This is a genomic window from Amycolatopsis sp. cg5 (assembly GCF_041346955.1).
In the GTDB taxonomy this organism is placed as follows: domain Bacteria; phylum Actinomycetota; class Actinomycetes; order Mycobacteriales; family Pseudonocardiaceae; genus Amycolatopsis.
Window position 1 is genome coordinate 6,593,597 of record NZ_CP166849.1, and the last position, 26,172, is coordinate 6,619,768.

Genomic DNA, 26,172 nt, shown 5'->3' on the forward strand with positions numbered 1-26,172 from the left:
CGATTTTCGCTAGGAGACCTTGTTGAGTACCGAATTCGAGCCCGCTCGACTCGATGACGTAGAGGAGTTGCTGGCCCTTTTCCGCCTCCAGTACGGCGACAGCTACCCGTTGCCCAGCGGCACCGACCCCGAGATGATGGCCGCCGCGATCGCCAACCCGATCCCGTCCTGGCTGGTGGCCCGCGACAACGGCCGGATCGTCACCACGATCATGGCCGAGATCGCCGCCGAGGACCGGATCGCCAGGACGCAGAGCCTCATCGTCCACCCGGACGCGCGTGGCCGCGGCATGGCGCGCAAGGCGGTCGGCGCGCTCGCCGACCTGCTGCTGACCAGCGGCCACATCGACTCCGCGTACGGGAAGTCCCGCACCTCCAGCACCGCGGCGCAGCGGATGATGCTGAGCAACGACTTCACCGCGCTGGGCGTCTTCCCCAACGCCCACAAGTTCGCCAGCCAGGAGACCGTGCTGCTCACGGTCAAGCACGCCGAGGGTGTGCTCGACCGCCGTCAGCCCGTGTACAAGGTCCCGGCCGAGCTCGAACGGCTCATCGACGCCGTCGAGCACAGCGTCGGCATGCCGGTGCGCCCGGAGTTCGTCCCGGCCACCGACTACCCCATCGCGGGCCCCGACGTCGAACTCGAACTGGTCGACGCGCCGCACTTCGTCGCCAGGACCTTCGACGAGCAGGTGCGCGACCCGTACCGCCGCTACTACCCGCTGCACACCCCCAACATGCTGCTCACCGACGCGAAGGGCACCTTCGAGCTCTACGCGCGGCTCACCAAGCACGACGGCTACGGCACGATGATCGCGGGCACCCCGGACGGCTTGACCGTGGTGCCGTATCTCGGCCAGATCGTGCGGATGCTGAGCGAAGCCGGCGCCGCCTACCTCGAGACGATCGTCCCGCTCTGCGCCTTCGAAGAGCTCAGTGCCTTGCTGGCGCACGGTTTCCTGCCCGCCGCGATGTACCCGGCGATGCGCCGCGACGGCGATCTCTTCCAGGACTACGTGGTGATGGCGCGGACCATGCAGCCGCTCGACTTCCGCGGCCTGAAGATCGACGAGGCCTTCCGCCCCTACGCCGAGCAGTACATCGACCTGTGGACCCAGCGTCACCTCGACACCAGTGGAGTTTTCCGGTGAGCCCGCACCTGACCGACCCGGCGACCGTCCCCGACACCGTCGCGCTCAAGAACGTCCAGGCGCTGTGCGACGTCGCCGACCCGTACCGCCACGACGCCGAGACCGACGCGTTGTTCGTCGCCGCGATGAACGAGTCGAACCACTGGCACGTCCGGCGTTCCCCGTTCTACGCCAACCTTTTCGACGGCATGACCGAGCTCAAGTCCATTGAGGACCTCACCCGGCAGCCGTACATCCACGCGAACTTCTTCAAGATGCACGAGATCCTGTCCATCCCGCGTGACGAGGTGCTCGTGAACCCGACCTCGTCGGGCACCACCGGCCAGAAGTCGCAGATGTTCTGGGACGCCTGGACCGTGCGTTCCGGCCAGCGGATGATCGCGCGGATCTTCGACCACTACGGCTGGATCGGCACCGACCCGGTCAGCTACCTGCTCTACACGAACCAGCCGCAGCCAGGCCTCAAGACCGGCAGCGCCCGCACCGGCCAGCTGCTGACGGACTTCGCGCCGGCGGGCTCGGTCGACTACGGCCTCGCGCACACCGGCACCGGCCACGAGTTCGACGCGTTCGGCTCCATCCGCGCGCTGCAGCGCTTCGCCGAGCAGGACGTCCCGGTCCGCATCTTCGGCTTCCCCGCGTTCCTTTCCTTCACGCTCGACCGGATGCGCGCGCTGGGCATCCCGCCGCTGAAGCTCAACGAGCGCTCGCTGGTGCTGTTCGGCGGCGGCTGGAAGGGCAACGCCGACAAGCAGATCGCGAAGCCGGAGCTCTACCGCCGCATCAACGGCCAGCTCGGCATCCCCGACGAGCGCATCCGCGACGCGTACGGCTCCGTCGAACACTCCATCCCCTACATCGAGTGCCCCCACCACAACCTGCACGTGCCTACTTGGTCGCGCGCGCTGGTCCGGTCGGTGCGGACACTCGAGCCGCTCCCCTTCGGCGAGCGCGGCTATCTGCAGTTCATCTCGCCGTACATCACCTCGGCGCCCGCGCAGAGCGTGCTGATGGGCGACCTCGGCACGCTGCACGCCCCGCAGACGTGCGGCTGCGGCACGCGGACGCCGTGGTTCGAGATCCACGGGCGCGCGGGCATCTCCCGCAACCGCAGCTGTGCCATCGCCGCCGCCGAACTTCTGAAGGACAAAGCGTGAGCAACGAGCATTATTGGCAAGGCACCTGGGTCGACGACGTCCGCGCCGGCGACCTGCTCGAAACCCTCGAAGAGACCACCCAGCGCGTGCTGTCGGCCGACCGTCTCAGCCCGCTGACCGTGCTCGCCGCGTGCGAGAAGCTGGCCGACCGGCTGTCCAAACCGGACAGTGTGGTGCGCATCCAGCTCACCGAACGCCTGCAGGACTGGGGACTTCCCCGCGAGGAGATCGCCGAGACCTTCGACCTGCTGGTCGACCAGCTCGCCCGTGAGGAGCTCGAGCGCAAGGTCACCCGCGAGCTCGGCGGTGTCGACCCGGCCAGGCTCGCGCGCTTCGACTTCAAGCTCCCGATCTTCGAGGCCTGGGTCCCCGTCGGCCTGCTCGCGCACGTCGCGGCGGGCAACGCGCCCGCGGTCGGCGCGCTCAGCGCCATCGAGGGCCTGCTCACCGGCAACCTCAACGTCATCAAGACCAGCGGCGCCGACTCGCTGTTCACCGCGGAGTTCCTGGCCGCGCTGGCCGAGCAGGACCCGACCGGCAAGATCGCCGAGCGGCTGATCGTGCTGCGGTTCTCGTCCTCGCGCAAGGAATGGCTGGAGCGCATGGTCGCGCCCGCCGACGCCGTCGCCGTCTGGGGTGGCGAGGAGGCCATCAACGGCATCGCCGAGTTCACCGGGCCGGGCACCCGCCTGATCGACTGGGGCCCCAAGCTCTCCTTCGCCTACTTGACCGCCGACACCTGGTCCGCGACCGACGCGCTGCACGCCGTCGCCGCCGACGTCTGCCGTCTCGACCAGCAGGCCTGCTCCAGCCCGCAGGTCATCTACCTCGACACCGACGACGAGGAAGAGGTCTTCGCCTTCGCCGAGCGGTTCGCGCCGGTGCTGGCCGAGGTCGTGCGCGAGCGTCAGCCGCGCGACCCGAGCGACGCCGAATGGGCCGAGATCAACAACACGGTCATCGTCGCGCGGCTGGAGGAGAACCTCGGCCTCACCAAGGTGATCACCGCAGAGGACGGCAGCTGGCGGGTCATGGCCGACACCCGGTCGGCGCTGCGCGCCTCGCCGCTGTACCGCACGGTGTGGGTGAAACCGTTGCCGCGCACCGAGATCACCGCCACGCTGCGCCCGATGCGCCGGTACCTGCAGACCGTCGGCCTCGCCGCGACGCGTCAGGACACCGCGGTGCTCGCCCGCACGCTGGTGAGCACCGGCGTCCAGCGCGTCACCGTGCCAGGCCAGATGCTGGGCGGCTACGCGGGTGAGCCGCACGACGGCGTCTACGCGATGCAGCGCTACAGCCGCCGCGTCGACGTCCAGCTCGACGAGCGGTTCGCCACCGACGCCGCGCTTGACGACTTCACGGTGGGCACGCAGCTCCCGGCGCCGAAGGTGCCGGTGACGCCCAAGTCGGAGTTCGAGACCTTGCAGGCCGGTCGCGGCGAGGTGTTCTTCCTCAGCGGTGGCAGCTCCGGCAAGCCGAAGCTGTCCAAGTTCTCGTGGTCCGACTACGACGAGATCTCGAACTTCGCCGCCGAAGCGCTGCTGGCGACCGGGATCGACCCGCGCACCGACCGCGTGATGAACCTGTTCTTCAGCGGGCACATGTACGGCAGCTTCGTCAGCTACTTCTCGGCGCTGGAACGGCTCGGCGCCGTGCAGTTCCCGATGGGCGGCGAGTGGGACCGGTTCGAGGCGATCGCGCAGTCCATTGTGGACAACCAGATCGACACGCTGGTCACGGTGCCGAGCTTCGTCATGCGGCTGTTCACCGAGGGCGGCGACGCGCTGCGCCGCTACCGGGGCGTCCGCAAGATCTTCTACGCGGGCGAGCACTTCGGCGACAGCCAGATCCAGTGGCTGCGCGAGGAGTTCGGCGTCGAGATCGTCCGCTCGGCCGCGTACGGCGGCATCGACGCCGGGCCGATGGGCTACCAGTGCCTGGAGTCGCCCGCGCGGGTGCACCACATGTTCCCCGGCCTGCACAGTCTGGAGATCATCGACCGCGAGTCGGACACCCCGGTCGCGCTCGGCGAGGTCGGCAGGCTGGTGTTCACCGCGCACACCCGCCGGGGCCAGCGCGTGGACCGCTACGAGATCGGCGATCTCGGCCGGTGGGTCACCGAGCCGTGCGGCTGCGGCCGCCAGAGCCCGCGCTTCGAGCTGCTCGGCCGGGTCGGCGACGTGTTCCGCACCGCCGCGGTGACGCTGAACTACCGCAGGTTCGTCGCGGTCGCCGAGGACGCCTTCGGCTACTCCGGGGCGCTCCAGGTGGTGCTCAGCGAGGACGCCAAGGGCGACATCCTCACGATCCGCATGGAGACCGGCGACGCCGAGACCGTCACCCGCGAGTTCATCGCGCGCTACCCCGAGCTGACCGAGGCCGTCGAAGGCACCCGGCTGCTCCGCCTGCACACCGAAATCGCGCCGCAGAGCGCCTTCGACCGCACCGCCAGCAGCGGCAAGCTCATCGCCGTGGTCGAGAACCGATCCTCCAGGAGTGTTTGATGACCGGCCTCACCGAACTCGTCGAGTTCGCCCGCGCGAACTCCCCGTTCTACAAGAACCTTTACGACGGCGTCCCCGCCGGGCCCGTGCGGCTGGCCGACCTGCCGATCATCGACCAGGCCGAGTTCTGGGCCGCGAACACCATGCACGGCAACACGATGCTCACCGGCCCGCAGACCGACGGCATCGTCTTCAAGACCGGTGGCACCACCAGCGCGCCGCGCCTGTCCGTCTACACGCGACCCGAGTGGAAGGACCTGGCGGCGACCTTCGCCACCGGGCTGGCCGCCGCGGGCGTGCGCCACGGCGACCGCGTCGCGAACCTGCTCTACGCCGGTGAGCTGTACTCCAGCTTCATCCTGATGCTGAACATGCTGCAGGAGCAGGCGATCGACACCGTCCAGCTGCCGATCGCGGGCAGCGCGCCGGCCGAGTTCAAGGTCCAGGCGCTGCAGGACTTCGAGGCGACGGTCATCGCGGCGTTCCCGACCGCGCTCGTGGCACTCGCGCAGTACGTCAAGGAGAACGCGGGCACGCTGCCCCACGTCCGTGTGGTCCTGTTCAGCGGCGAGGCGTTCTACGGCGACCAGCGCCGGATCGTGCACGAGGCGTTCCCCAACGCGGTGATCCGCTCGCTCGGCTACGGCAGTGTCGACGGCGGCGTGCTCGGCGCGCCCGTCGAGGGCTGCGACGACGTGCGGGTGTTCCGCGCCTTCGAGCCGACCAACGTGATCGAGATCGTCGACACCGAGACCGGCGAGCCGATCGAGGAGCCTGGCCGTCCCGGCAGGCTGCTGATCACCGACCTCGGCAGGCGCCTGCAGCCGATGATCCGGTACCCGGTCGGCGACCTCGGCGAGTGGGTTTCGGTGGAGGAGCGCACTTTCCGCCTGCTCGGCCGCGCCGACGAGGGCGCCCGCGTCGGGCCCGTCACCCTGCACCTGGACTACCTGCGCGGCTGCGTCGACACCGCGACCGGTTCCCGGGTCGACGGCTTCCAGGTCGTGCTGCGCCGCGTCGACGCGAAGGACCAGCTCGTGCTGCGCTTCGCCAGCGACGCCACCGACCGCGCGGCCGTGCTCGAAACGCTCGGCGCGCAGGTCGACGAGATCTCGCCGCGCTTCGCGGACCACGTCGCCCGCGGCATCATCCAGCCCCTCGCGGTGGAATGGGTCACCCCGTCGGAGATCGCCGTCAACCCGCGCACCAGCAAGGTGCTCCGGCTCATCGACGAGCGCCCGGTATGAACGTCCGTGAAGCCGAGCGGCTGAGCGAGGTCGCGACGCGGCCGCTCCCGCTGCTCTTCCGCAACAAGAACTTCGCGGCCGTCTGGCTGGGCCAGGTGCTCAGCCAGGGCGGCACGCGGGTCTACCAGATCGCACTGCTGTGGTGGCTGCTCGGCCAGCTCCCCGAGGCGTCGCGCGGCCTGTCCGCCGGTGCGTTCCTGGTGGTCGGTGCCCTGCCATCACTGCTGCTGGCAGGGCGCATCGGCCTGCTCATCGACACGGTGCCCGCGCGCCGCGTGATGCTGCGCGCCGAAGTCGTCGCCGGCGCGCTGGTCTCCGGTCTCGCCGTGCTGGCGTACCTCGACTCGGTGCCGGTGTGGCTGGTCTACCCGGTCGGCCTGGCGCTCGCGACCTGCCAGGCGTTCTTCGACCCGTGTCTGATGAAAGCGCTGCCGGAGCTGGTCGACGGCGCCGACATGGAACGCGCGGTCGGCTTCGGCACCTCGACCCAGTCGGTCGCGAACTTCGCGGGCGCCGCGTTCGGCGCGGGCCTCCTGGCGACCGTCGGCTTCACGGGCGCGGTGGCCGTCAACGCCGCCACGTACGTCATCGCCGCGCTGTGCCTGCGCTACGCCCGCTTCAACACCATGCCCGCCGGTCCTTCGGCTGTTTTGGAGAAGAAGCAGGGCACGTGGGCGTTCCTCGGCTCGCTGCCGGGCGTGCGGCCGCTGCTGGTCTGCTTCGCCGCGGTGAACTTCTTCTCCGCGCCGACGCTGCTCGTGCTCCCGCTGTACACGAAATCGGTGCTCCAGCAGGGACCAGCGATGCTGGCGACACTCGAGTCCGCGTTGTGGCTCGGGCTGCTCATCGGCGCGTTCGGCGCGGTCCACGTGCCGACGCGCGGCCGGATCACCCAGTTCGGCGCGGTCTGCATCGGCGTGTTCGGCCTGTTCCTCGCCGTGCCGGGACTCCTCGTCTCCGGCCCGGTCTCGATCGTGACGCTCGCGCTCGCGGGGTTCTGCCTCGGCGTGTCGAACGTCAAGTTCACCGCGCTGTTCCAGGCGGTCGTCCCGCCGGAGGCCAAGGGCCGGTTCTTCGCCGCCATGATGGCTTCGGTCACCGCGACGTTCCCGGTGGCGTTCCTCGCCTTCGGCACGATCGGCGACGCCATCAGCCCGCAGCTGCTCTGCCTCGTTCAGGCGGCAGGCCTGCTGGTGATCGGTTTCGTGCTCTCCAGGCTGCCTGAGCCGACCCAGTAATAAGTCAGGTTACCCGCTGGTCATGCCCCATCCGGGTTATTTCACCGTGCCCGAAAAACACTACCGATTGGTACGGCTGTCGCCGTGACGAAAGGATCCATACCGTGGTTGGCGTGAGCATCGCTATCTCAGACCCCGAGACCATGACCGAGCTGATCGCGGACTGCAAATGCATCCCCGACACGCTCCACGCGGAGCTCCCGCTCCCCCAGCCCACGGCAGCCCGCCGCTGGACCCACGACGACATCTGCAAGTGCGCGCCCCAGGTGGACGGCATGGAGATGTTCGTCTAACACCGCAAGCATGAAGAAGGCCCCCGACGACGGTCGGGGGCCTTCTTCATGTTCGGGGGTCGTGAGTGTTTTGACCGGTTAGAACCGGCCTTACCACTCACGACCCCTTCGGGGTGAAGCTTTAGTGGAACGAGTCGCCGCAGGCGCAGGAGCCGGTGGCGTTCGGGTTGTCGATCGTGAAGCCCTGCTTCTCGATCGAGTCGACGAAGTCGATGACCGCGCTGGACACGTACGGGGCGCTCATCCGGTCGACGGCGACCTGGAGGCCGTCGAAGTCGCGGAAGAGGTCGCCGTCGAGCGTGCGCTCGTCGAAGAACAGCTGGTAGCGCAGGCCGGCGCAGCCACCGGGCTGGACGGCGATGCGCAGGTGCATGTCGTCGCGGCCCTCCTGCTCCAGCAGGGCCTTCGCCTTGGCAGCCGCGGCGTCGGTCAACGTCACGCCGTGGGTGGCTTCGCCGGCCTCGGTCTGCACGTCGCCGGTTTCAGCGGTCGTCATGGCACTCCTCAAGTTCAACGTCTGTGGACACTCCCGGTGCGTTCAACACCGGCGGGCCCCGATCTGTTCCACTCCATGTTCGCACATCACGTGACCTGCCGGACATGACGCGGCACACGGGCCATATCCTGGTCAGGTGAGGTTCCTGCGCCGTAGCTCCGCCACCGAGACCGATGCCCCCGACTCCGTCGAGGAGCAGATCGACGTTCTGCCCAAGAACGTCACCGCCGGGAAGGGCCGCGCGACGCCCAAGCGGCGCGAGGCCGAGGCCAAGAAACGCGGCCCGGTGGCGCCACCGCCCACCACCATGCGTGAGGCGATGAAGCGCAACAAGGAGATCCGCAAGGCCAACCCGGTCTCCAAGGACGAGCGCCGCGCCGCCGCCAAGGAACGCCGCGACAAGATGATGGCGGGCGAGGACAAGTACCTGCTGCCCCGCGACCGCGGCCCGGTGAAGGCCTACGTCCGCGACCTGGTGGACACGCGCCGCAACCTGCTCGGCCTGTTCATGCCGCTGGCGATCCTGGTCTTCGTGGCGATGCTGGTGCCGAACACACGCATCCAGCAGTACGCGACGCTGCTCTGCACCCTGATGCTGCTGCTGATGATCGTCGAGGGCTTCCTGTCCGGCCGCCGCATCAGCAAGGCCGTCCGCGAGAAGTTCCCGAAGGAGGCCGTGAGCGGCCGGTCCATCGGCTGGTACGCCTTCATCCGCGCGAGCCAGATCCGCAAGCTGCGCGTCCCCAAGCCGCGCCTGCGCCCCGGCGACTCGATCGCCTGACCCAGGCTTTCCGGGGTCGTGAGTGGCACGGCCGGTTCTAACCGGCCAAAACACTCACGACCCCTTTTTGCGGCTGGGATATCGTTTACCCGCTGTTCAGGCGGGGTCGTTAGCAAGGCGAACGTTCTCGGGGTTAGAGTGCGGCCATGGAGTTTCGTCGCCTCGGCCGCAGCGGCCTCAACGTCAGTGAGATCTCGTACGGGAACTGGATCACCCACGGCTCCCAGGTCGAAGACGAGCAGGCCCAGTCCTGCATCAAGGCCGCGCTCGACGCGGGCATCACCACGTTCGACACCGCCGACACGTACGCGAACACCGCGGCGGAGACCGTGCTCGGCAAGGGCCTCAAGGGCCTGCGCCGCGAGAGCCTGGAGATCTTCACCAAGGTCTACTGGCCGACCGGTCCGAAGGGTCCCAACGACTCGGGCCTGTCGCGCAAGCACATCATGGAGTCCGCGCACGCGTCGCTGAAGCGGCTCGGCACCGACTACGTCGACCTCTACCAGGCGCACCGGTTCGACCGGACCGTGCCGCTGGAGGAGACCATGCTCGCCTTCGCCGACCTCGTGCGGCAGGGCAAGGTGCTCTACGTCGGCGTCTCGGAGTGGACGGCCGAGCAGATCACCCAGGGCGCCGCGCTCGCGCGTGAGCTGAAGGTGCCGTTCGTCTCGAACCAGCCGCAGTACAACATGCTGTGGCGCGTCATCGAGCCGCAGGTCGTGCCCGCGTCCGAGCGCGAGGGCCTGTCGCAGATCGTCTGGTCGCCGATCGCGCAGGGCGTGCTCACCGGCAAGTACAAGCCGGGCCAGCCGTTCCCGGCAGGCTCGCGCGCCACCGACGAGAAGGGCGGCGCGAACTTCGTGCAGCGCTTCCTCAACGACGAGGTGCTCGAGCGCGTCACCAAGCTGGAGCCGCTCGCGGCCGAGGCCGGCCTGTCGCTCGCGCAGCTGGCCGTCGCGTGGGTGCTGCAGAACCCGAACGTCGCCAGCGCCATCATCGGCGCCTCGCGCCCCGAGCAGGTGCACGAGAACGTCAAGGCGGCAGGCGTGAAGCTGGAGCCGGAGCTGCTTCAGGCCATCGACGACGTGCTCGACGGCGTCATCGAGAGGGACGCGACGCTCACCAAGAGCCCGTGAGGACCTGCTCCGCGACCGTCAGGTCGTAGGGATAGGTGATCTTGAAGTTCTCCTCGCCGCCGGGCACCCAGCGCACCGGCAGCGGGGAGAACTTTTCCATGCAGGAAGCCGTGTCCGTGCCCAGGAAGCCCTCGCGCTCGGCCTGCTCGTAGACCTCCAGCAGCGGCTTGGCGACGAATCCCTGCGGCGTCTGCACGCGGACCGCGCCTTCGAGGAAACCGCCCGTGGTGGCGGTTTCCGAGGCGGGGACGATGTCGTGCGCTTCGAGGCCGGGCACCGCGCCGCCGTGCTCACGGGTCACCCGCAGCACCTCACCGATCAGCGAGGGGCTCACCAGCGGGCGCGCCGCGTCGTGGATCAGGACGGCGTCGATGGAACCGTCGTCGATGCGGGATGCCAAGTGCCGCAACGCGTTCAGCTCCGACGCCTGGCGTGTCTGTCCACCGTGGACAAGCTCGACGTCGAGCCCATCGGTGACTTCCGCGGCCAGTTCCGCGTCCTGCTCGCGGATGACGAGCACGAGCACGCCGATCTCGGGGACCTTGCGGAAGGCGTCGAGCGACCAGGAGGCCACCCGGCGGCCCGCGACGGGCAGGTAGACCTTGTTCATCTTCGCGCCCACGCGCGAGCCGGAACCGCTCGCGAGGACCACACCGGCAGCTGTCACACAGCCACGTTAGCGGTCACCGGTAGGTTGATCCCGGCTCACCCGCTACGACGAAAGGCCAGGCGTGGACGCGGACACCATCATCGAGTTCGCCGAGATCGAGGCGCCGGACGAGCACGCCCGCTCGGCGGCCATCGAACTGCACGGCAAGCTCATCAAACCGGCCGGGTCACTGGGCAAACTGGAGGAGCTCGGCGTCTGGATCGCCGCCTGCCAGGGCCAGTCCCCGCCGCGCCCGTTCACCCGGCCCCGCGTGGTCGTCTTCGCCGCCGACCACGGCATCGCCGCCAAGGGCGTCTCCGCGTACCCGCGCGAGGTCACCGGCCAGCTGGTCGGCAGCCTGCTCACCGGCGGCGCCGCGATCAACGTGCTCGCCGCCTCGGCTGGCGCCTCGGTCCGCGTGGTGGACATCGCCGTCGACACCGAAGCGCCCGCGACCCGCTCGATCGGCGAGTTCAAGGTGCGCCGCGGTTCCGGCTCCATCGACACAGAAGACGCGCTCACCGACGAAGAGGTCCGCGCGGCCATCCGCGCCGGCATGAAGATCGCCGACGCCGAGGTCGACGGCGGCGCCGACCTGCTCATCGCGGGCGACCTCGGCATCGGCAACAGCACCCCGGCCTCGGTGCTGGTCGCGGCGCTCACCGGCTCCGAGCCGGTCGCGGTCGTCGGCCGTGGCTCCGGCATCGACGACGACGCCTGGATGCGCAAGGCGGTCGCGGTCCGCGACGGCCTGCGCCGCGCCCGCCGCGTACTGGCCGACCCGATCCTGCTCGTCCGCACGGCCGGCGGCGCGGACATCGCCGCCATCGCGGGCTTCCTCGCCCAGGCCGCCGTCCGCAAGACCCCGGTCATCCTCGACGGCCTCGTCGCGGGCGCGGCCGCCCTGATCGCCGAAGAACTCGCACCCGGCGCCCGCCAGTGGTGGGTCGCGGGTCAGCGCGGCGGCGAACCCGCGCACGCGCTGCTGCTCGACCACCTCGACCTGGAACCCGTGCTGGACCTCGACATCCGGCTCGGCGAAGGCACCGGCGCGGTCGCGGCGCTCCCGCTCCTCTTCATGGCCACGCGCATACTGGCCGAGATGTCGACCCACGACCAAGCAGGCGTCTCAGGCCCCCTCACCCCGGCCCCGACCTCCTGATTTTTATCCCAATGCGTCTTTCGGTCCCTGGTACGTCCCGAATGCGTCCTTCGGTACCTGCCACGTCCCCAATGCGTCCTTCGGTCCCTAGGACGTCCCGAATGCGTCTTTCGGTCCCTGCCAGGTCCCCAATGCGTCCTTCGGTCCGTAACAGGGACCGAAGGACGCATTGGGAAAAAACCGGCTAGGCCAGCGGGATCATCCAGCCGTGGGGGTCTGCCTGGGTGCCTTCCTGGATGCCGGTGAGGGCGTTGCGGAGCTTCATGGTGAGCTCGCCCGTCTGGCCGCCGGAGACGGAGAACTCGCCGCCCGCGTGCTTGACGTGGCCGACCGGGGTGATGACGGCGGCCGTGCCGCAGGCGAAGACCTCGGTCAGCTCGCCGGAGGCGGCGGCCTTCTCCCACTCGTCGGTGGAGATCTTGCGCTCCTCGACGGTGTGCCCGAAGTCCTTGGCGAGCTGCAGCAGCGACTTGCGGGTCACGCCCGGCAGCAGGGAGCCGGTCAGCGACGGGGTGACCACGCGAGCGTCGGCACCGGAGCCGAAGACGAAGAACAGGTTCATCCCGCCCATCTCCTCGACCCAGCGGCGCTCGACCGCGTCGAGCCAGACCACCTGGTCGCAGCCCTTCTCGACGGCCTGCGCCTGCGCGACGAAGGACGCCGCGTAGTTGCCTGCGCACTTGGCGAAGCCGGTGCCGCCGGGTGCCGCGCGGACGTACTCGGTGGACAGCCACACGCTGACCGGCTTGATGCCGCTCGGGAAGTACGGGCCGGCCGGGGAGGCGATGAGCGCGTACAGGTACTCGCCTGCCGGGCGGTTGACGCCGAGGCCGCTCTCGGTGGAGATCATGAACGGGCGCAGGTAGAGCGACTCGCCCTGCTTGGTCGGCACCCAGCGCTCGTCGACTGCGATGAGCTCGCGCAGCGAGTCGAGGAAGATCTCGTCCGGCAGCAGCGGCATCGCGAGGCGCTCGGCGGAGTCGCGGAAGCGGCTCGCGTTGGCGTCGGGGCGGAACGAGGCGATGGAGCCGTCCGGCTGGCGGTAGGCCTTCAGTCCCTCGAAGATCGCCTGTCCATAGTGGAGGACCGAGGTGGCGGGGTCGAGGGTGAACGGCGCGTACGGGCCGACGACCGCGTCGTGCCAGCCCTGGTCGGTGCTCCATTTCACGGTGACCATGTTGTCGGTGAAGTAGGTGCCGAAACCGGGCTTGGCCAGTACTTCCGCGACGCGCTCCGGGCTCGCGGGCTGCGGGTTCGGGATGTGGTCGAACTGCGTCGTGGTCGTCATGTGGTAACGATAACGCTTAGTCGGAAGAGCGTTAGTCGGAAGCCCTCTATCTTTCACCCCGCGCATATCCCGCACACCAGGCCACTGTTCGAACTAGGATGGCGGCGTGAGCTACCAACCCATGCAGACCACCCGCGAGAACCGCGTCTCCGCGGGCACCGGGTCGGACGTCAAGACGCTGATCGCGGCCGTGCTGCTGACCTACTTCTGCGGTGTCACGCTGCTGGCGGGCTACGCGCTCATCGGCGGTTTCGGCGTGGTGCTCGGCATCGCCGCCTCGATCGCGGGTGTCGTCTTCTGGCGCAAGGCGCACGGCAAGGCGTTCCCGCGCGACATCCCGGTGAAGTCGCTGATCATCTTCGGCGTGATCACGATCGCGCTGACGCTGATCCTGTTCGTCAGCGCGGGCTGAGACCTTCCCGCAGCCGCGCCGGCAGCTCCGGCGCGGCCCAGGACGGGTCGGGGGTGAAGTCGGTCCACGTCCCGTCGAACGGGAACGCGCGCGCGGACGCCAGCGCGCCCATCCGCTCGCCCTCTTCACGCAGCCGCTTGAGCTGCTCGCGCGTGAGTTTTCCCGCGTCCAGCGCGGCTTCCGCCTCGTCCTCGTCCTTCCAGCACCAGGTGCCGTCCGGCGCGACGTCGAGGTCGAGCACCCCGTCGATGCGGTCGAACCCGGTCTCGGTGCGGCCGAGCGGGATCTCCAGGTTCACGTACCAGCCGGTGAACTCCGGCGCGAAGAACCACCACACCGAGCACCATTCGTCGTCGACGACGCGGCGCACGTTCGCCGTGCCGTGCCAGGTGCTCAGGTACTGCTCGCGCTGAATGCGGAATCGCTCGCCGAGCGGCGCGTCCCGCATCAGCCTGCCGTCGACGAGCCTGGTGCCGATGATCTCGGTGCCCGGCGGGAGCCAGGCGAGCAGCGTGGCGCCGTCGTCGGAGAGCACCCGCAGCGGGTGATGCTGGCCGATGGACCCGTCCGTGCGCCGGAACCGCTCGACGACGGTGTCCCCCGGCTGCCACCTCTGATCAACCACGATGCGCACGGTACCGGAGCGCGGTCCGCGCGAGCCCGGCCAGCGTGGCGAGCACGAGCGTGCCGACCGGCCCGCCGAACACCAGCACGGCGAGCACGAGGACCACGCACACGGCGGTCTCCCGGCCGGCGGGCACCTCGGCGGCCGTGTCGATCGTCGCGGTGATCGTGGCCAGCGCGACGAACAGCAGCAACGCCGTCAGGAAGCGTTCCGCGTCCGCGGCCGTGAGCAGGTCTTTCATCGAAGTCAGCGAGAGCCCGAGCCGCGCGGCGCCGAGCTGGTACACCGCGCCGGCGATGATCGCGAGGCCGAACACCGCCGTCGCCAGGTACCGCCACCGCCCGGGTCCGGTCACGAAGACCGGGTAGAGCGCCGCCACGGCCAGCAGGAACCCCGGCACGGTCGCGCCGGGCGCCGCTGTCGCGCTGACCGGCTCGATCCCGAAGCTCACCGCGAGCAGCAGCACCCCGCCGAGCGCGAGCACGCCGGTCACGGCCCGTTTCACCGGTTCGGCGAGCCGGACGCCGAATCCGGCGAGCGCGACGGCCACGACCAGCAGCCCGGCCGCGGCGAACCGGGGGTACTCGGGAACGGCGTAGGCGCCGAACGCGGTCGCGAAGACGGCGGCCGACGAAAGTTGGGAAATCGTGCTCACCGTCTCCAGCGGACGGCCCGGTGAACCCGGTTCACCGGGCAGCAGCGTGCCGCCGGAAGCGAGCAACGCGGCCACCACACCTGCGGCGATGAGACCGGTGCCTGCCTGCGACGCGGCCACCGCGAGCGCGATCACGATGCCCGCCGCCAACCGCACCCCGACCCACCACCCTTTCGCCTGTTCAATACTTGTCATTAGCATGGCTCACGATCTGACCGGGCCCGGAGCCCGGTCCCACCGCGAAAGCGCGAGGAGCCAGAAGTGACCGTGCCGAAGCTTGCCCTCTCCGATAACTCGGAAGCGGCACTGAGCAAGACCCGCGCTGACGTAGTCGTGATCGGCACCGTCCAGGGTGAAGACGGCCTGCGGCTGGCCGAGGGCGCCGAGGTCGCCGACGCCGCGTTCGACGGCAAGCTCGCCGAGGTGCTCACCACGCTCGGCGCGAGCGGCAAGCTCGAAGAGACCGTCAAGCTGCCCACCTTCGGCAAGCTGGCCGCCGGTGTCGTGCTCGCCGTCGGACTCGGCAAGGCGGCCGCCGACGGCGCCGTCAGTGGCGAGAACGTCCGCCGTGCCGCCGGTGCCGCCGCCCGCTCGCTCGCGGGCACCGAGCGCGCCTTCGTCACGCTGTCCGCGCTCGACCTGCAGGCCGCCGTCGAAGGCACCGTGCTGGGCGCGTACGTGTTCACCGAGTACCGCTCCGAAAAGGGCGACGCCCCGGTGTCCAAAGTGGACTTCGCGAACCCGGCCGAAGGCGTCGCGAAGGACCACAAGGCCACGCTGAAGACCGCGACCGCGGTGGCCGAGTCGGTCATCATCGCGCGCGACCTGATCAACACCCCGCCGAACGACCTGTTCCCGGCCTCGTTCGCCGACCGCGCCACCAAGCTCGCCGAGGCGGCGGGCCTTGAGGTCGAGGTCCTCGACGAGAAGGCGTTGAAGCGCAAGGGTTTCGGCGGCATCCTCGGCGTCGGCGGCGGCTCGTCGCGCCAGCCGCGCCTGGTCCGCGTCGCCTACAAGGGCGCCAAGGCCACCAAGAAGGTCGCCCTGGTCGGCAAGGGCATCACCTTCGACACCGGCGGCATCTCGATCAAGCCGGCCGCGGGCATGGACCACATGACCTCCGACATGTCGGGCGCCGCGGGCGTGCTCGCCTCGGTGGTGCTGGCCGCCAAGCTGAAGCTGCCGCTCGAGGTCATCGCGCACATCCCGCTGGCCGAGAACATGCCGTCGGGCACCTCGTACCGGCCGGGTGACGTGCTGAGCATGTACGGCGGCAAGACCGTCGAAGTGCTCAACACCGACGCCGAAGGCCGCCTCGTGCTCGCCGACGCGATCGTGCGCGCCGCCGAGGACAACCCGGACTACCTCATCGAGACCTCGACGCTGACCGGCGCGCAGGTCGTCGCGCTCGGCAACCGCACCGCGGGCATCATGGGCACCGACGAGTTCCGCGACCGCATCGCCACCCTCGCGCAGGCGACCGGCGAGGGCGGCTGGGCCATGCCGCTGCCGGACGAGCTGCGCGCCGACCTCGACTCGCGCCTCGCCGACCTGGCGAACGTGACCGGGCACCGCTGGGGCGGCATGCTCGCGGCGGGCATCTTCCTGCGCGAGTTCGTCGCCGAGGGCCTGACCTGGGCGCACATCGACATCGCGGGCCCGGCGTTCAACACCGGCGGCGCGTGGGGTTACACCGGCAAGGGCGGCACCGGCGTCCCGGTCCGCACGATCCACGCGGTGCTGGAAGACATCGTCGCCAACGGCTGAGTTGGACTTCGCCGAGGAGGCCGTGCGCGATGTGCTCACGGCCTCCGAAACCCAGGTCGACGCCCGGATCGGCCACGCGGTACTGCTCGCGGCTTCGGCCGGAGCCGCCACCGACGCCGACCGGCTCGTCTTGGCCTGGGCCCAAGTCACCGAGCGGCCCGTGTCCCTGCTCGCGCAGGGCCACGTCCGCGCGCGTGCGTTCGCGATGTGGTTCGAGGCACGCGGCGAACGCCCTTCGTGGGCGGAAGCCTTGGTGCCACTGGATCTCGACGCCGAAGAAGCCGCGCACGACGCCTACCTGAAGCGGGCGGGCGAGTCCACTTTGGCCACTCTGGTGAGCATGATCGAGACGCCCCGCGTCGACCCGCTCAAGGCCGCTTTGCTGAACGGCTCGCTCGAAGACTGGGCCGCCGTCGCCGCGGGCAGGCCACTCCCGGACGTCGCCGCGTTGCTCGCCTGCCGCCGCTTCGGCCCCGCGCTGGCCGCGGGCGCGAACCCGCTCGGCGTCGACGCCGCCGCGATCACCGGCGACCTCATCGCGGCGCTGCGCCACCGTTACCCGCCCTCGGCCGAGGACTGGCCGGAGCTCATCGCCGCGGTGCTCCGCCTGCGCGGCGAAGGCGTCGCCGCGCCGGGCGCCACTGTGGACACTCTCGATCTTGCCGAGCGGCGGCTGCGCGCCCGGTTACCCGACGATTACCGCGAATTCCTGCGCACATCTGACGGACTGCCCGCCGACGTGACCTTCCCGCGGCTGCTTTCGACGGCGGAACTCTGGGCCAGGGACGAGGTCGTCGTGCTCAGCGAACCCGCGGTGCTGACGCTCGCCCGCACGGGTCACGTCGTCGAGTACGACCCGGAGCTCGGCACGACCGTCCACACCGGCTTCCGCGCGCTCATGGAGCACCACCTCAGCCTGCTCACCTGACGAACTCACCCCCAGATCCCCGGGATAAAGCCCGCTAAACTCCCCGGGATAAAGCAGGCTTTATCCCGCTGGCGAGCCCCACGCCGCCAACCTGATCCAGGCTCCCAAGCCCCTGTATGAAGGCTCCCTTCATCCACGCGGGCTGTATGAAGGCTCCCTTCATGCAGCCAGGCTGTATGAAGGCTCCCCTCATACAGCCAGACTTGTATGAAGGCTCCCTTCATACGGCCAGAGTGGATGAAGGCTCCCTTCATACAACCCACGCTGGATGAAGGGAGCCTTCATACAGCTCAAGGCCAGGAGAAAGCGCATCCCACCAGGGCAAGCTTGCGCAGAAGTCTCCAGCACGCGCGGGATAAAGCCCGCTAAACATCGCGAGATAAAGCAGGCTTTATCCCGCTGGCGAAGCCCCGCGCGGGGGGTCAGTCCTTGGCGCGCTTTTGGCGCTCGGTGTACTCGCGCATCCGCTTCGGGTAGCCGACGCGGGCGACCTCGTACACCGGCATCTGGCGTTTCTTGCCGAAGGCCTGCGCGGCCTCCAGGCTTTCGATGCGCCGCCGGGTCCACTCACCGTCGTGTGCGATCAACACCACGGTTGTCTCCGTCACGGTCGTCCGAGGCTCCACGTAGGCCTCGACGCCCTGCCGGGACGCGGCCCACTCCTCGAGGTGACGGGTGTCGCCGGACGTGGCTTTCCGCAGCGTACCGGCCTTTTGACCGTCCTTGCCGCGCCTGCGCAGCGAGTCGAAGAGACCCACCTCGACCACCTCACCTCTCGTCACCGTCTACCACCCATTATCCCGACGCACGGGTGTGCCCGGTGTGGGACACCCGGCTCGTTCGCACCAATGGCGGACGTAGTGACAAGATGGCGTACGTCCGCGCGCGCGAAGATCGCGTGCGCGCGACCGTAGAAGCTTCACCCCCGATGCTTGCCGAGGAGTTTTCACCGTGACCGACACCTCCGCCGACCTTGTGATCCTTGGTGGCGGATCGGGCGGCTATGCCGCCGCGTTCCGCGCGGCCGAGCTGGGCCTTTCCGTCATCCTGATCGAGAAGGACAAGCTGGGCGGGACGTGCCTCCACCGAGGCTGCATCCCCACCAAAGCACTGTTGCACGCGGCCGAGGTTGCCGACGAGACCCGTGAGGCCGAGTCCGTCGGTGTGAAGGCGGTCTTCGAGGGCATCGACATCGCCGGGGTCAACAAGTACAAGGACACGATCATCGCCCGGCTGTACAAGGGCCTGCAGGGCCTGGCCAAGGCGCACAAGGTGCAGCTGGTCGAGGGCACCGGCACCTTCGCGGGCGGCACCACGGTCGAAGTCGACGGCACCCGCTACACCGGCAAGAACGTCATCCTCGCCACCGGTTCGTACTCGCGCACGCTGCCCGGCCTCGAGCTCGGCGGCCGCGTGATCGCCAGCGAGCAGGCGCTCGCGCTCGACTTCGTGCCGAAGAAGGTCGTCGTGCTCGGCGGCGGCGTCATCGGCGTCGAGTTCGCCAGCGTGTGGGCGTCGTTCGGCGTCGAGGTGACGATCGTCGAGGCGCTGCCCCGGCTCGTCCCGAACGAGGACGAGTACATCTCGAAGCAGCTCGAGCGCGCGTTCCGCCGCCGCAAGATCGCCTTCAAGACCGGCGTCCGGTTCACCGGCGTCAAGCAGGACGACAACGGCGTCGCCGTTTCGCTGGAGTCCGGCGAGACCCTCGAGGCCGACCTGCTGCTGGTCGCCGTCGGCCGCGGCCCCAACTCCGCCGGCCACGGTTACGAGGAAGCGGGCGTCACCATCGACCGCGGCTTCGTGCTCACCAACGACCGCCTGCAGACCAACCTGCCGAACGTCTACGCCGTCGGCGACATCGTGCCCGGCCTGCAGCTCGCGCACCGCGGCTTCCAGCAGGGCATCTTCGTCGCCGAGGAGATCGCGGGCCTCGAGCCGCGCGTGATCGACGAGGCCGGTATCCCGCGCGTCACCTACTCGCACCCCGAGGTCGCCTCGGTCGGGCTCACCGAGTCGCAGGCCAAGGACAAGTACGGCGCGGAGGTCACCACCTTCACCTACGACCTCGGCGGCAACGGCAAGAGCCAGATCCTCAAGACCTCGGGCGGCGTGAAGCTGATCAAGGCGCCGGACGGCCCCGTCGTCGGCGTGCACATGGTCGGCGACCGCGTCGGCGAGCTGATCGGCGAAGCGCAGCTCATCTACAGCTGGGAGGCCTTCCCGGAGGACGTCGCCCCGCTCATCCACGCCCACCCCACCCAGACCGAGGCCCTCGGCGAAGCATTCCTTGCCCTCGCGGGCAAGCCGCTCCACGTGCACAGCTGACGTCTTAAGAAAACCCAGACCACACAAGAACCTTTCAAGGGAGTCAGCGAACGATGGCCTACTCCGTCACACTGCCGGAGCTCGGGGAGAGCGTCACCGAGGGCACTGTCACTCGGTGGTTGAAGCAGGAGGGCGACTCGGTCGAGGTCGACGAGCCGCTACTGGAGATCTCCACCGACAAGGTCGACACCGAGGTGCCGTCCCCGGTCGCGGGCAAGGTCGTGAAGATCAGCGCCCAGGAAGACGAGACCGTCGAGGTCGGCGGCGTGCTCGCGATCATCGATGACGGCACCGGCGGCGTCGAGGCTTCGGCGCCCGCGCCCGCCGAGGCGCCCGCCGCCCAGCCCGAGCCGGAGCCCGAGGCCGCCGCACCGGCGCAGGCCGAGGCGCCCGCGCCGGCGAGCAACGGCAACGCGCAGGGCACCCCGGTGACCCTGCCGGAGCTCGGCGAGAGCGTCACCGAAGGCACCGTCACCCGCTGGCTGAAGGCGGTCGGCGACAAGGTCGAGGTCGACGAGCCGCTGCTCGAGATCTCCACCGACAAGGTCGACACCGAGGTCCCCTCGCCGGTCGCGGGCACCGTGCTCGCCATCCGCGCGCAGGAGGACGAGACCGTCGAGGTCGGCGGCGTGCTCGCCGTCATCGGTGACGCCGCCGCGGTCGCGAAGGAAGAGCCCAAGCCGGAACCGAAGCCCGAGCCCAAGCCCGAGCCCAAGCCGGAACCCGTCGCCGCCGCACCGGCGCCGAAGCCCGCCGCCGCACCGGCACCGGCGCCCGCCGCCGCTCCGGCCGCTCCGGCTCCCAAGGCCGAAGCCGAGCCGGCAGGCGCCGACGGCCCGTACGTGACGCCGCTGGTCCGCAAGCTGGCCTCCGAGCACGACATCGACCTCTCGTCGCTGTCGGGCAGCGGGGTCGGCGGCCGGATCCGCAAGCAGGACGTGCTCGCCGCGGCCGAGGCCAAGCAGAAGGAAGCCGCCAAGGCCGCTCCGGCTCCCGCCGCCGCTGCCCCGGCGGCCGCGGCCCCGGCCGCTCCGGCGGCCGCCGCGCCGAAGGCTCCCGCGGCCGTCCGCCCGGAGGTCGCGGCGCTGCGCGGCACCGTGCAGAAGGCCAGCCGGATCCGGCAGATCACCGCCACGAAGACCCGCGAGTCGCTGCAGGTCTCCGCGCAGCTCACGCAGGTCCACGAGGTGGACGTGACCAAGATCGCCAAGCTCCGCCAGCGGGCGAAGGCAGCCTTCAAGGAGCGCGAGGGCGTCAACCTGACGTTCCTGCCGTTCTTCGCGAAGGCCACGGTCGAGGCGCTCAAGCAGCACCCGAACGTCAACGCCTCCTACAACGAGGAGACGAAGGAGATCACGTACCACGGTGCCGTGCACCTGGGTATCGCGGTCGACACCGACAAGGGCCTGCTCTCGGTCGTCATCCACGACGCCGGTGAGCTGTCCCTCGCGGGTCTCGCGCACCGCATCGCCGACCTGGCGGGCCGCGCGCGGTCCGGTCAGATCAAGCCGGACGAGCTGTCGGGTGGCACCTTCACCATCACGAACATCGGCAGCAACGGCGCCCTGTTCGACACGCCGATCATCGTCCAGCCGCAGTCGGGCATGCTCGGCACCGGCGCGGTCGTCAAGCGCCCGGTGGTCATCGCCGACGCCGACGGCAACGACACGATCGCCGTCCGCTCGATGGTGTTCCTGCCGCTGACCTACGACCACCGCCTGGTCGACGGTGCCGACGCCGGTCGCTTCGTCACCACGATCAAGCAGCGTCTCGAAGAGGGCAACTTCGAGTCCGAGCTGGGTCTGTAGCTCTAGCACCGCGATAAAGCCCGCTTTACTCCCCGGAGTAAAGCGGGCTTTATCGCGTACTGGGCCCCGGAGGTGCGGACCAGGTCGGGAGAGGCCAGGATCGGGGTATGCGGGTTCTGATCGCGGGTGCGAGTGGGTTGCTGGGGCAAGCGCTGGCCGAGCGGCTCAAAGACAAGCACGAGGTGCGCACGCTCGTACGGCGCGAATCCCGCGACGACACCGAGTTCAGCTGGGATCCGCCCGCCGCCCGTATCGCTGAAGGCGCTTTCGACGGCGTCGACGCCGTGGTCAATTTCTGTGGCGCGCCGCTGTTCCCCGACCGCTGGAGCGCCGCGCGCAAGCAGGTGCTGCTCGACAGCCGGGTCGAGCCGACCGAGGTGCTCGCCGAAGCGATCACCGAACACAACGTGCCGACGCTGCTGAACGCCTCCGCCGTCGGCTTCTACGGCGACACCGGTGAGACCGTCGTCGACGAGGAATCCCCGCAGGGCAAGGGTTTCCTGGCCGGACTGTGCACCGCGTGGGAACGCGCGGCCGATCCCGACGCGCGCGTGGTGACCTTGCGCACCGGCCTCGTGCTCGCCCCTGGCGGCGGCCTGCTCGGGCCGTTGAAGCCGCTGTTCAAGCTCGCGCTCGGCGGGCGGCTCGGCGACGGCAGGCAGTACATGCCGTGGATCGCGCTGGAGGACCACGTGTCCGCGATGGTCTTCTTGCTGGAGAACGAAGAGCTGTACGGCCCGGTGAACGTGTGCGGGCCCAAGCCGGTGCCCAACGCCGAGTTCACCAAGGCGTTCGGCCGGGTGCTGCACCGGCCCGCGCCGTGGTGGGTGCCGGGTATCGCGATGAAGATCGCGCTCGGCCAGGCCGCCGAAGAAATGGCGCTGTACGGGCAGCGCGCGCTGCCGCGCGTGCTCGAAGAAGCCGGTTTCACCTTCCGCCACAACGAGGTCGAGAGCGCATTGGCCGCCGCGCTATGACGATCACGCGCACCCGCTGGTTCGTCATGGGGCTGGTGCTGCTCGGCGCTTTCGTCGCGCTCGGGATGTTCGTCGCGGTGCATCCGACGAACCTCGACTCGGCCATCGCCGACGCGCTGAGGGGCGAGTACGACCGTCCGCTCGGCAAGGTGGTCGCCTGGCTCACCGACCTGTTCGGGCCGATCATGCCGTACGCGTTCGCGCTCGGGCTGATCGTGCAGGGTGTGCGCAAACGGGACCCGCTCTACGCGAAGCTGCTGGGCGTGCTGGCGATGGCGGGGTACACGGCCACCATCGCCAAGCCGATGTTCGACAGGGCCAGGCCGCGGGAGTACCCCGATCTGAGCTATCCGAGCGGGCACGTCGGCTCGGTCGCGAGCACCGGCTTCGTGGCCGTGCTGCTCTGCGTGGCCGTCGCGCCGCGTCTGGTCAAGCGGATCGCGGCGCTGTTCGCGGTCGCGACGGTGCTGAGCGCGGTGTTCCGGATCATCCTCGGGGTGCACTGGTTCACCGACACGGTGGGCGCGGTGGTGGGTGTGCTGGGTGTGGGATTGCTCGCGGCGGCCGCGGTGCGGTTACTGCCCGGTGCAGGCGTAACCTCGCAGGAGTGAGTTCCTGCCGCGAAGCCACCGAGCCCGTCGACGTCCGCCAGATCGGCACGATCGACTACACCGAAGCCTGGGAGCTGCAGCGCGAGCACGTCACCGCGCGCGCCGACGGCGAAGCCCCCGACACGATGCTCCTGCTGGAGCACCCGTCGGTGTACACCGCGGGCAAGCGCACCGAGGCCGAGGACCGCCCGACCGACGGCACCCCGGTCATCGACGTCGACCGCGGCGGCAAGATCACCTGGCACGGCCCCGGCCAGCTGGTCGGCTACCCCATCATCAAGCTCGCCGACCCGATCGACGTCGTGCACTACGTCCGCCGTCTCGAAGAGGCGCTGATCGTGGTCTGCGAGAAGTTCGGCGTGACCACGGGCCGCGTCGAGGGCCGCAGCGGCGTCTGGATCGCCGCCGACGAGCGCGGGCCGGAGCGCAAGATCGCCGCCATCGGCATCCGCGTCCAGCGCGGCGTCACCATGCACGGCTTCGAGCTCAACTGCAACGCCGACCTCGCCGCCTTCGACAAGATCGTCCCCTGCGGCATCCGCGACGCGGGCGTCACCTCGCTTTCGTGGGAGCTCCAGCGCGAGGTCACCGTCGAGGAAGCGCTGCCGATCACCCGCGAAGCCGTGCTCGCCGCGCTGGACGGCGACCTCGAGGTGACGGACCGGACGCTGGTCCGCGCGGCCGCGCCTGCCGCACCCGGCATCACCTTCGCGCTGCAGTCGCCAGAAGACGCCGCCTCCTGCGTCAACTGAGGCCGCAGACCAGCAGGTACGCCGGGGCCCGGTAGCCCTTCACCGCCACGTCGACCCGCTCGAACGGCAGCGCGGCGAGGTCGCTGAACCGCGTGACCACGTCCAGGAAGAGCGTCTCCGACACGATCGCCATCAGGTCGGCGTCGCAGTGCTCGACGACCGCGGCGCGGATCGGCACGCTGTCCACCAGCCTGCTGAACCGCACGACCGCGTCGGCGGTGAAGCCGAGCGGGCCGGAGCCGACCGTGCCGACGTCGACCGCCATCCGCAGGCGGATGCGCTCGTCGTGCGCCGCGTTGTCCTCGGTGAGCAGCCTCGGCAGTGTCGAGAGCAGGTGGCGCACCGCGGTGTACATGTCCGAGTCCGGCAGGAAGTAGTGGTAGCCGTCGCCGTTGGGCTGGAAGTTGACCTGCTCGTGCGTAATGCCCGCGGCGGCGACGAAGCGGTGGAGGATGCTGAACAGCCGGTCCTGGATCTGCCGCTGCGTGTCGATGGTCCGTCCGGTGTAAGCGACGACGTCGACGGTGAACCCCAGCCGATACCTGATGCCTTCGTCCATGGGGAGCAACACGCCGATGGACTGTTCGGACTGCGGGTTCATGACCGCCTCCCTGCGGTTGGACAGCGCTGTCTCACGTTCCAGTGTGTGTCTCAAGGCCCGCGATGGCACTCACGGATGCGCGCGCGGCTCCCCGCTCGCCCCGAGATCATTCGCGCGCGGGGATGCGTGTGCGCGAACTGTTGCACACAACGGTTAATTCGCGCGTACGCTCATGAATTTGGTTGAGCTGGAGGGGGCGGACCTTGAGCGCGCAGCAACCGACTTTGGAAGCACTGAGGCTGGGACACCGGATCCGTGAGGCCCGTGAGCGGGCGCGGCCGGTCGACGGCAGCAAGCCGACGCAGCAGTGGCTGGCGCGGCAGTTCACCCCGGAACGCACTCCGCAGCAGATCAGCACCTTCGAGATGGGCCGCAACATCCCCGCGGTCAGCGTGCTGGTGGAGCTGTACGAGATCCTGCACGGCCCGCTGACCGACCGCGAACCCAACGCCGAGGAGTTCGCCGAATGGCTCGTCGGCTGGACGAGCGCGAAGTCGTCGACCGACGCGACCGCGCCGTCCGCCTTGTTGTCGGATGCGTTGCGGCTGTTGGAAAACCCCGACCGGCACCGGGAAGCCCGGCGGGTGCCGGACGGGCCGCTGCGGTCGCTGGCGGACTTCCCCGGCAACGACCCGCTGACCGTCATTCTGGGCGACCGCAGGGAATCACGCGCGAAGAGCGCGGCCGACTGTCTCATCTACTCGGGCTCGGCGACCGACGCGATGTCGATCAACCTGCTCGGCGGCCATATGGACCACACGGTCATCCGATCGGACAAGCTGCTCGTCCGGATGCCGCAGGACTACCTGGAATCCATGCCGGAGCTGGCGAAGAGCAATCTGCTCGTCATCGGCAGCCCGGCGGCGAACTGGGGCGCCCGGATACTCAACAAGGATGATGCGATTTTCTCGTTCCGCATCGACGAGGACGTCGTCGCCCGCGACGAAACCCTGCGTGCGGACGACCGGATGCAGGACGAGCGGTTCGCTTCGGTGTTCGGCGATCTGCTCCGGCGCTCGCATCACGGCGACGGCATGACCACGCTGGACGAGGACGAGCGGCAGCTCATCGCCGGCGCCGAGGCGCTCGCGCAGACGGTGCTGGACGGCTCGACCGCCAAGGCGATGATGAACAAGTTCCGCAGCCTCGGCATCCTCGACCCGGCCGATCAGGAGCACCACGCGCAGTTCACCTACGGTTCGAACGACTTCGCGGTGGTCACCATGGCCCGCAACCCGTGGTGCGCCGACGGCCGCTACCGGGCGGTGATCTGCGGCGGCATCCACGGCCCCGGCACCGCGTGGGCGTTGCGGGAACTGCTCACCAATCCCGAGCGGTTCGCCAACCGGCCGCTCGGCGCGGTGCTCGAGGTCAAGCTGCGGCTGGACCTCGACTGGCCGACGCGCTTCGAGAAGGCCACGGGTTTCTTCCAGACACGCGAGTACACGGTCGAGGACGTGCTCGAGAACCTCGAGATCGCCGGCGGACGCGACCGCGACGCCCGCAAGCCCGTGTTCCGCTTGATGAGCAAGGAGTCCCTGGTCAGCCGAGCGGCCTTCGTGCGCGACATCCTGGGGTCGTGAGTGGTACGACCGGTTCTAACCGGC

Annotated in this window: 25 protein-coding genes; 18 read left to right on the forward strand and 7 right to left on the reverse strand. The window is 69.6% G+C overall.

Annotated elements, in window-relative coordinates; all coding sequences use genetic code 11:
• Window positions 1–22 precede the first annotated feature (22 nt).
• From AB5J62_RS29430 to AB5J62_RS29455, 6 genes are all read left to right on the forward strand, one after another.
• Window positions 23–1,150: an N-acetyltransferase family protein gene (locus tag AB5J62_RS29430; protein ID WP_370943203.1), complete on the forward strand. Its 1,128-nt coding sequence runs from the start codon at window positions 23–25 to the stop codon at window positions 1,148–1,150.
• Entirely contained in the window at window positions 1,147–2,307 is a 1,161-nt protein-coding gene (locus AB5J62_RS29435) for a hypothetical protein (protein ID WP_370943204.1), read from the forward strand. Before AB5J62_RS29430 ends, AB5J62_RS29435 begins: the two co-directional genes overlap by 4 nt.
• Window positions 2,304–4,814, forward strand: coding sequence for an acyl-CoA reductase (locus AB5J62_RS29440; RefSeq protein ID WP_370943205.1), 2,511 nt, complete (start codon window positions 2,304–2,306; stop codon window positions 4,812–4,814). Before AB5J62_RS29435 ends, AB5J62_RS29440 begins: the two co-directional genes overlap by 4 nt.
• Window positions 4,814–6,061 carry a phenylacetate--CoA ligase family protein gene (locus AB5J62_RS29445; protein ID WP_370943206.1) on the forward strand — a complete coding sequence of 416 codons (1,248 nt, stop codon included), beginning with the start codon at window positions 4,814–4,816 and terminating at the stop codon, window positions 6,059–6,061. The genes AB5J62_RS29440 and AB5J62_RS29445 overlap by 1 nt, the downstream gene beginning before the upstream one ends.
• Complete coding sequence (locus AB5J62_RS29450; RefSeq protein WP_370943207.1) at window positions 6,058–7,299, forward strand: MFS transporter; 1,242 nt, start codon at window positions 6,058–6,060, stop codon at window positions 7,297–7,299. Before AB5J62_RS29445 ends, AB5J62_RS29450 begins: the two co-directional genes overlap by 4 nt.
• A gap of 113 nt (window positions 7,300–7,412) precedes the next feature.
• Window positions 7,413–7,592: a hypothetical protein gene (locus AB5J62_RS29455; RefSeq protein WP_370943208.1), complete on the forward strand. Its 180-nt coding sequence runs from the start codon at window positions 7,413–7,415 to the stop codon at window positions 7,590–7,592.
• 121 nt (window positions 7,593–7,713) lie between these two features.
• On the opposite strand, the gene AB5J62_RS29460 is transcribed toward AB5J62_RS29455, so the two are convergent.
• On the reverse strand, window positions 7,714–8,088 hold the full coding sequence (locus AB5J62_RS29460; RefSeq protein WP_370943209.1) for a HesB/IscA family protein: 375 nt from the start codon (window positions 8,086–8,088) through the stop codon (window positions 7,714–7,716).
• 136 nt (window positions 8,089–8,224) lie between these two features.
• On the opposite strand from AB5J62_RS29460, the gene AB5J62_RS29465 reads away from it, so the two are divergent.
• Together AB5J62_RS29465 and AB5J62_RS29470 are read left to right on the forward strand one after the other, a co-directional pair.
• Window positions 8,225–8,869 carry a DUF3043 domain-containing protein gene (locus AB5J62_RS29465; protein ID WP_370943210.1) on the forward strand — a complete coding sequence of 215 codons (645 nt, stop codon included), beginning with the start codon at window positions 8,225–8,227 and terminating at the stop codon, window positions 8,867–8,869.
• Window positions 8,870–9,015: 146 nt separating this feature from the next.
• On the forward strand, window positions 9,016–10,005 hold the full coding sequence (locus tag AB5J62_RS29470) for an aldo/keto reductase family protein (RefSeq protein WP_370943211.1): 990 nt from the start codon (window positions 9,016–9,018) through the stop codon (window positions 10,003–10,005).
• On the opposite strand, the gene AB5J62_RS29475 is transcribed toward AB5J62_RS29470, so the two are convergent.
• Window positions 9,989–10,657 carry a 2-C-methyl-D-erythritol 4-phosphate cytidylyltransferase gene (locus tag AB5J62_RS29475; protein ID WP_370950375.1) on the reverse strand — a complete coding sequence of 223 codons (669 nt, stop codon included), beginning with the start codon at window positions 10,655–10,657 and terminating at the stop codon, window positions 9,989–9,991. The two genes, AB5J62_RS29470 and AB5J62_RS29475, sit on opposite strands and share 17 nt — an antisense overlap.
• Before the next feature lie 79 nt (window positions 10,658–10,736).
• Between AB5J62_RS29475 and cobT the strand changes: the two genes are divergently transcribed.
• Window positions 10,737–11,816: a nicotinate-nucleotide--dimethylbenzimidazole phosphoribosyltransferase gene (cobT, locus tag AB5J62_RS29480; protein WP_370943212.1), complete on the forward strand. Its 1,080-nt coding sequence runs from the start codon at window positions 10,737–10,739 to the stop codon at window positions 11,814–11,816.
• 184 nt (window positions 11,817–12,000) lie between these two features.
• Here the strand turns inward: cobT and AB5J62_RS29485 are convergent, their stop codons facing one another.
• Window positions 12,001–13,104: a branched-chain amino acid aminotransferase gene (locus AB5J62_RS29485; protein WP_370943213.1), complete on the reverse strand. Its 1,104-nt coding sequence runs from the start codon at window positions 13,102–13,104 to the stop codon at window positions 12,001–12,003.
• Between the two features lie 106 nt (window positions 13,105–13,210).
• Here AB5J62_RS29485 and AB5J62_RS29490 point away from each other — a divergent pair, with 106 nt between their 5' ends.
• The gene (locus AB5J62_RS29490) at window positions 13,211–13,516 is read left to right on the forward strand and encodes a hypothetical protein (protein WP_370943214.1); all 306 of its coding nucleotides are present in this window, start codon (window positions 13,211–13,213) and stop codon (window positions 13,514–13,516) included.
• Here the strand turns inward: AB5J62_RS29490 and AB5J62_RS29495 are convergent.
• The gene (locus AB5J62_RS29495; protein ID WP_370943215.1) at window positions 13,503–14,141 is read right to left on the reverse strand and encodes a DUF402 domain-containing protein; all 639 of its coding nucleotides are present in this window, start codon (window positions 14,139–14,141) and stop codon (window positions 13,503–13,505) included. The genes AB5J62_RS29490 and AB5J62_RS29495 overlap by 14 nt on opposite strands.
• Window positions 14,134–14,952 (reverse strand): hypothetical protein, encoded by an 819-nt coding sequence (locus AB5J62_RS29500; RefSeq protein WP_370943216.1) that lies wholly within the window; start codon window positions 14,950–14,952, stop codon window positions 14,134–14,136. Before AB5J62_RS29500 ends, AB5J62_RS29495 begins: the two co-directional genes overlap by 8 nt.
• 105 nt (window positions 14,953–15,057) lie before the next feature.
• On the opposite strand from AB5J62_RS29500, the gene AB5J62_RS29505 reads away from it, so the two are divergent.
• Complete coding sequence (locus AB5J62_RS29505; protein WP_370943217.1) at window positions 15,058–16,563, forward strand: leucyl aminopeptidase; 1,506 nt, start codon at window positions 15,058–15,060, stop codon at window positions 16,561–16,563.
• Window positions 16,564–16,585: 22 nt separating this feature from the next.
• Entirely contained in the window at window positions 16,586–17,491 is a 906-nt protein-coding gene (locus AB5J62_RS29510) for an SMI1/KNR4 family protein (RefSeq protein ID WP_370943218.1), read from the forward strand.
• A 422-nt stretch (window positions 17,492–17,913) separates the two neighbouring features.
• On the opposite strand, the gene AB5J62_RS29515 is transcribed toward AB5J62_RS29510, so the two are convergent.
• Window positions 17,914–18,258, reverse strand: a complete 345-nt coding sequence (locus AB5J62_RS29515; RefSeq protein ID WP_370950376.1) for an oxidoreductase — start codon at window positions 18,256–18,258, stop codon at window positions 17,914–17,916.
• A gap of 184 nt (window positions 18,259–18,442) precedes the next feature.
• Here AB5J62_RS29515 and lpdA point away from each other — a divergent pair, with 184 nt between their 5' ends.
• From lpdA to lipB, 5 genes are all read left to right on the forward strand, one after another.
• Window positions 18,443–19,816, forward strand: coding sequence for a dihydrolipoyl dehydrogenase (lpdA, locus tag AB5J62_RS29520; protein WP_370943219.1), 1,374 nt, complete (start codon window positions 18,443–18,445; stop codon window positions 19,814–19,816).
• A gap of 53 nt (window positions 19,817–19,869) precedes the next feature.
• A complete protein-coding gene (sucB, locus tag AB5J62_RS29525; protein ID WP_370943220.1) occupies window positions 19,870–21,624 on the forward strand; it encodes a 2-oxoglutarate dehydrogenase, E2 component, dihydrolipoamide succinyltransferase in 1,755 nt (584 codons plus the stop codon).
• Window positions 21,625–21,731: 107 nt separating this feature from the next.
• Window positions 21,732–22,601 (forward strand): TIGR01777 family oxidoreductase, encoded by an 870-nt coding sequence (locus AB5J62_RS29530; protein WP_370943221.1) that lies wholly within the window; start codon window positions 21,732–21,734, stop codon window positions 22,599–22,601.
• A complete protein-coding gene (locus AB5J62_RS29535) occupies window positions 22,598–23,212 on the forward strand; it encodes a phosphatase PAP2 family protein (protein ID WP_370943222.1) in 615 nt (204 codons plus the stop codon). Before AB5J62_RS29530 ends, AB5J62_RS29535 begins: the two co-directional genes overlap by 4 nt.
• Window positions 23,209–23,964 (forward strand): lipoyl(octanoyl) transferase LipB, encoded by a 756-nt coding sequence (gene lipB, locus AB5J62_RS29540; RefSeq protein WP_370943223.1) that lies wholly within the window; start codon window positions 23,209–23,211, stop codon window positions 23,962–23,964. Before AB5J62_RS29535 ends, lipB begins: the two co-directional genes overlap by 4 nt.
• On the opposite strand, the gene AB5J62_RS29545 is transcribed toward lipB, so the two are convergent.
• The gene (locus AB5J62_RS29545) at window positions 23,957–24,565 is read right to left on the reverse strand and encodes a hypothetical protein (protein WP_370943224.1); all 609 of its coding nucleotides are present in this window, start codon (window positions 24,563–24,565) and stop codon (window positions 23,957–23,959) included. The genes lipB and AB5J62_RS29545 overlap by 8 nt on opposite strands.
• Before the next feature lie 203 nt (window positions 24,566–24,768).
• Here AB5J62_RS29545 and AB5J62_RS29550 point away from each other — a divergent pair, with 203 nt between their 5' ends.
• Window positions 24,769–26,148: a hypothetical protein gene (locus AB5J62_RS29550; protein ID WP_370943225.1), complete on the forward strand. Its 1,380-nt coding sequence runs from the start codon at window positions 24,769–24,771 to the stop codon at window positions 26,146–26,148.
• Window positions 26,149–26,172 lie beyond the last annotated feature (24 nt).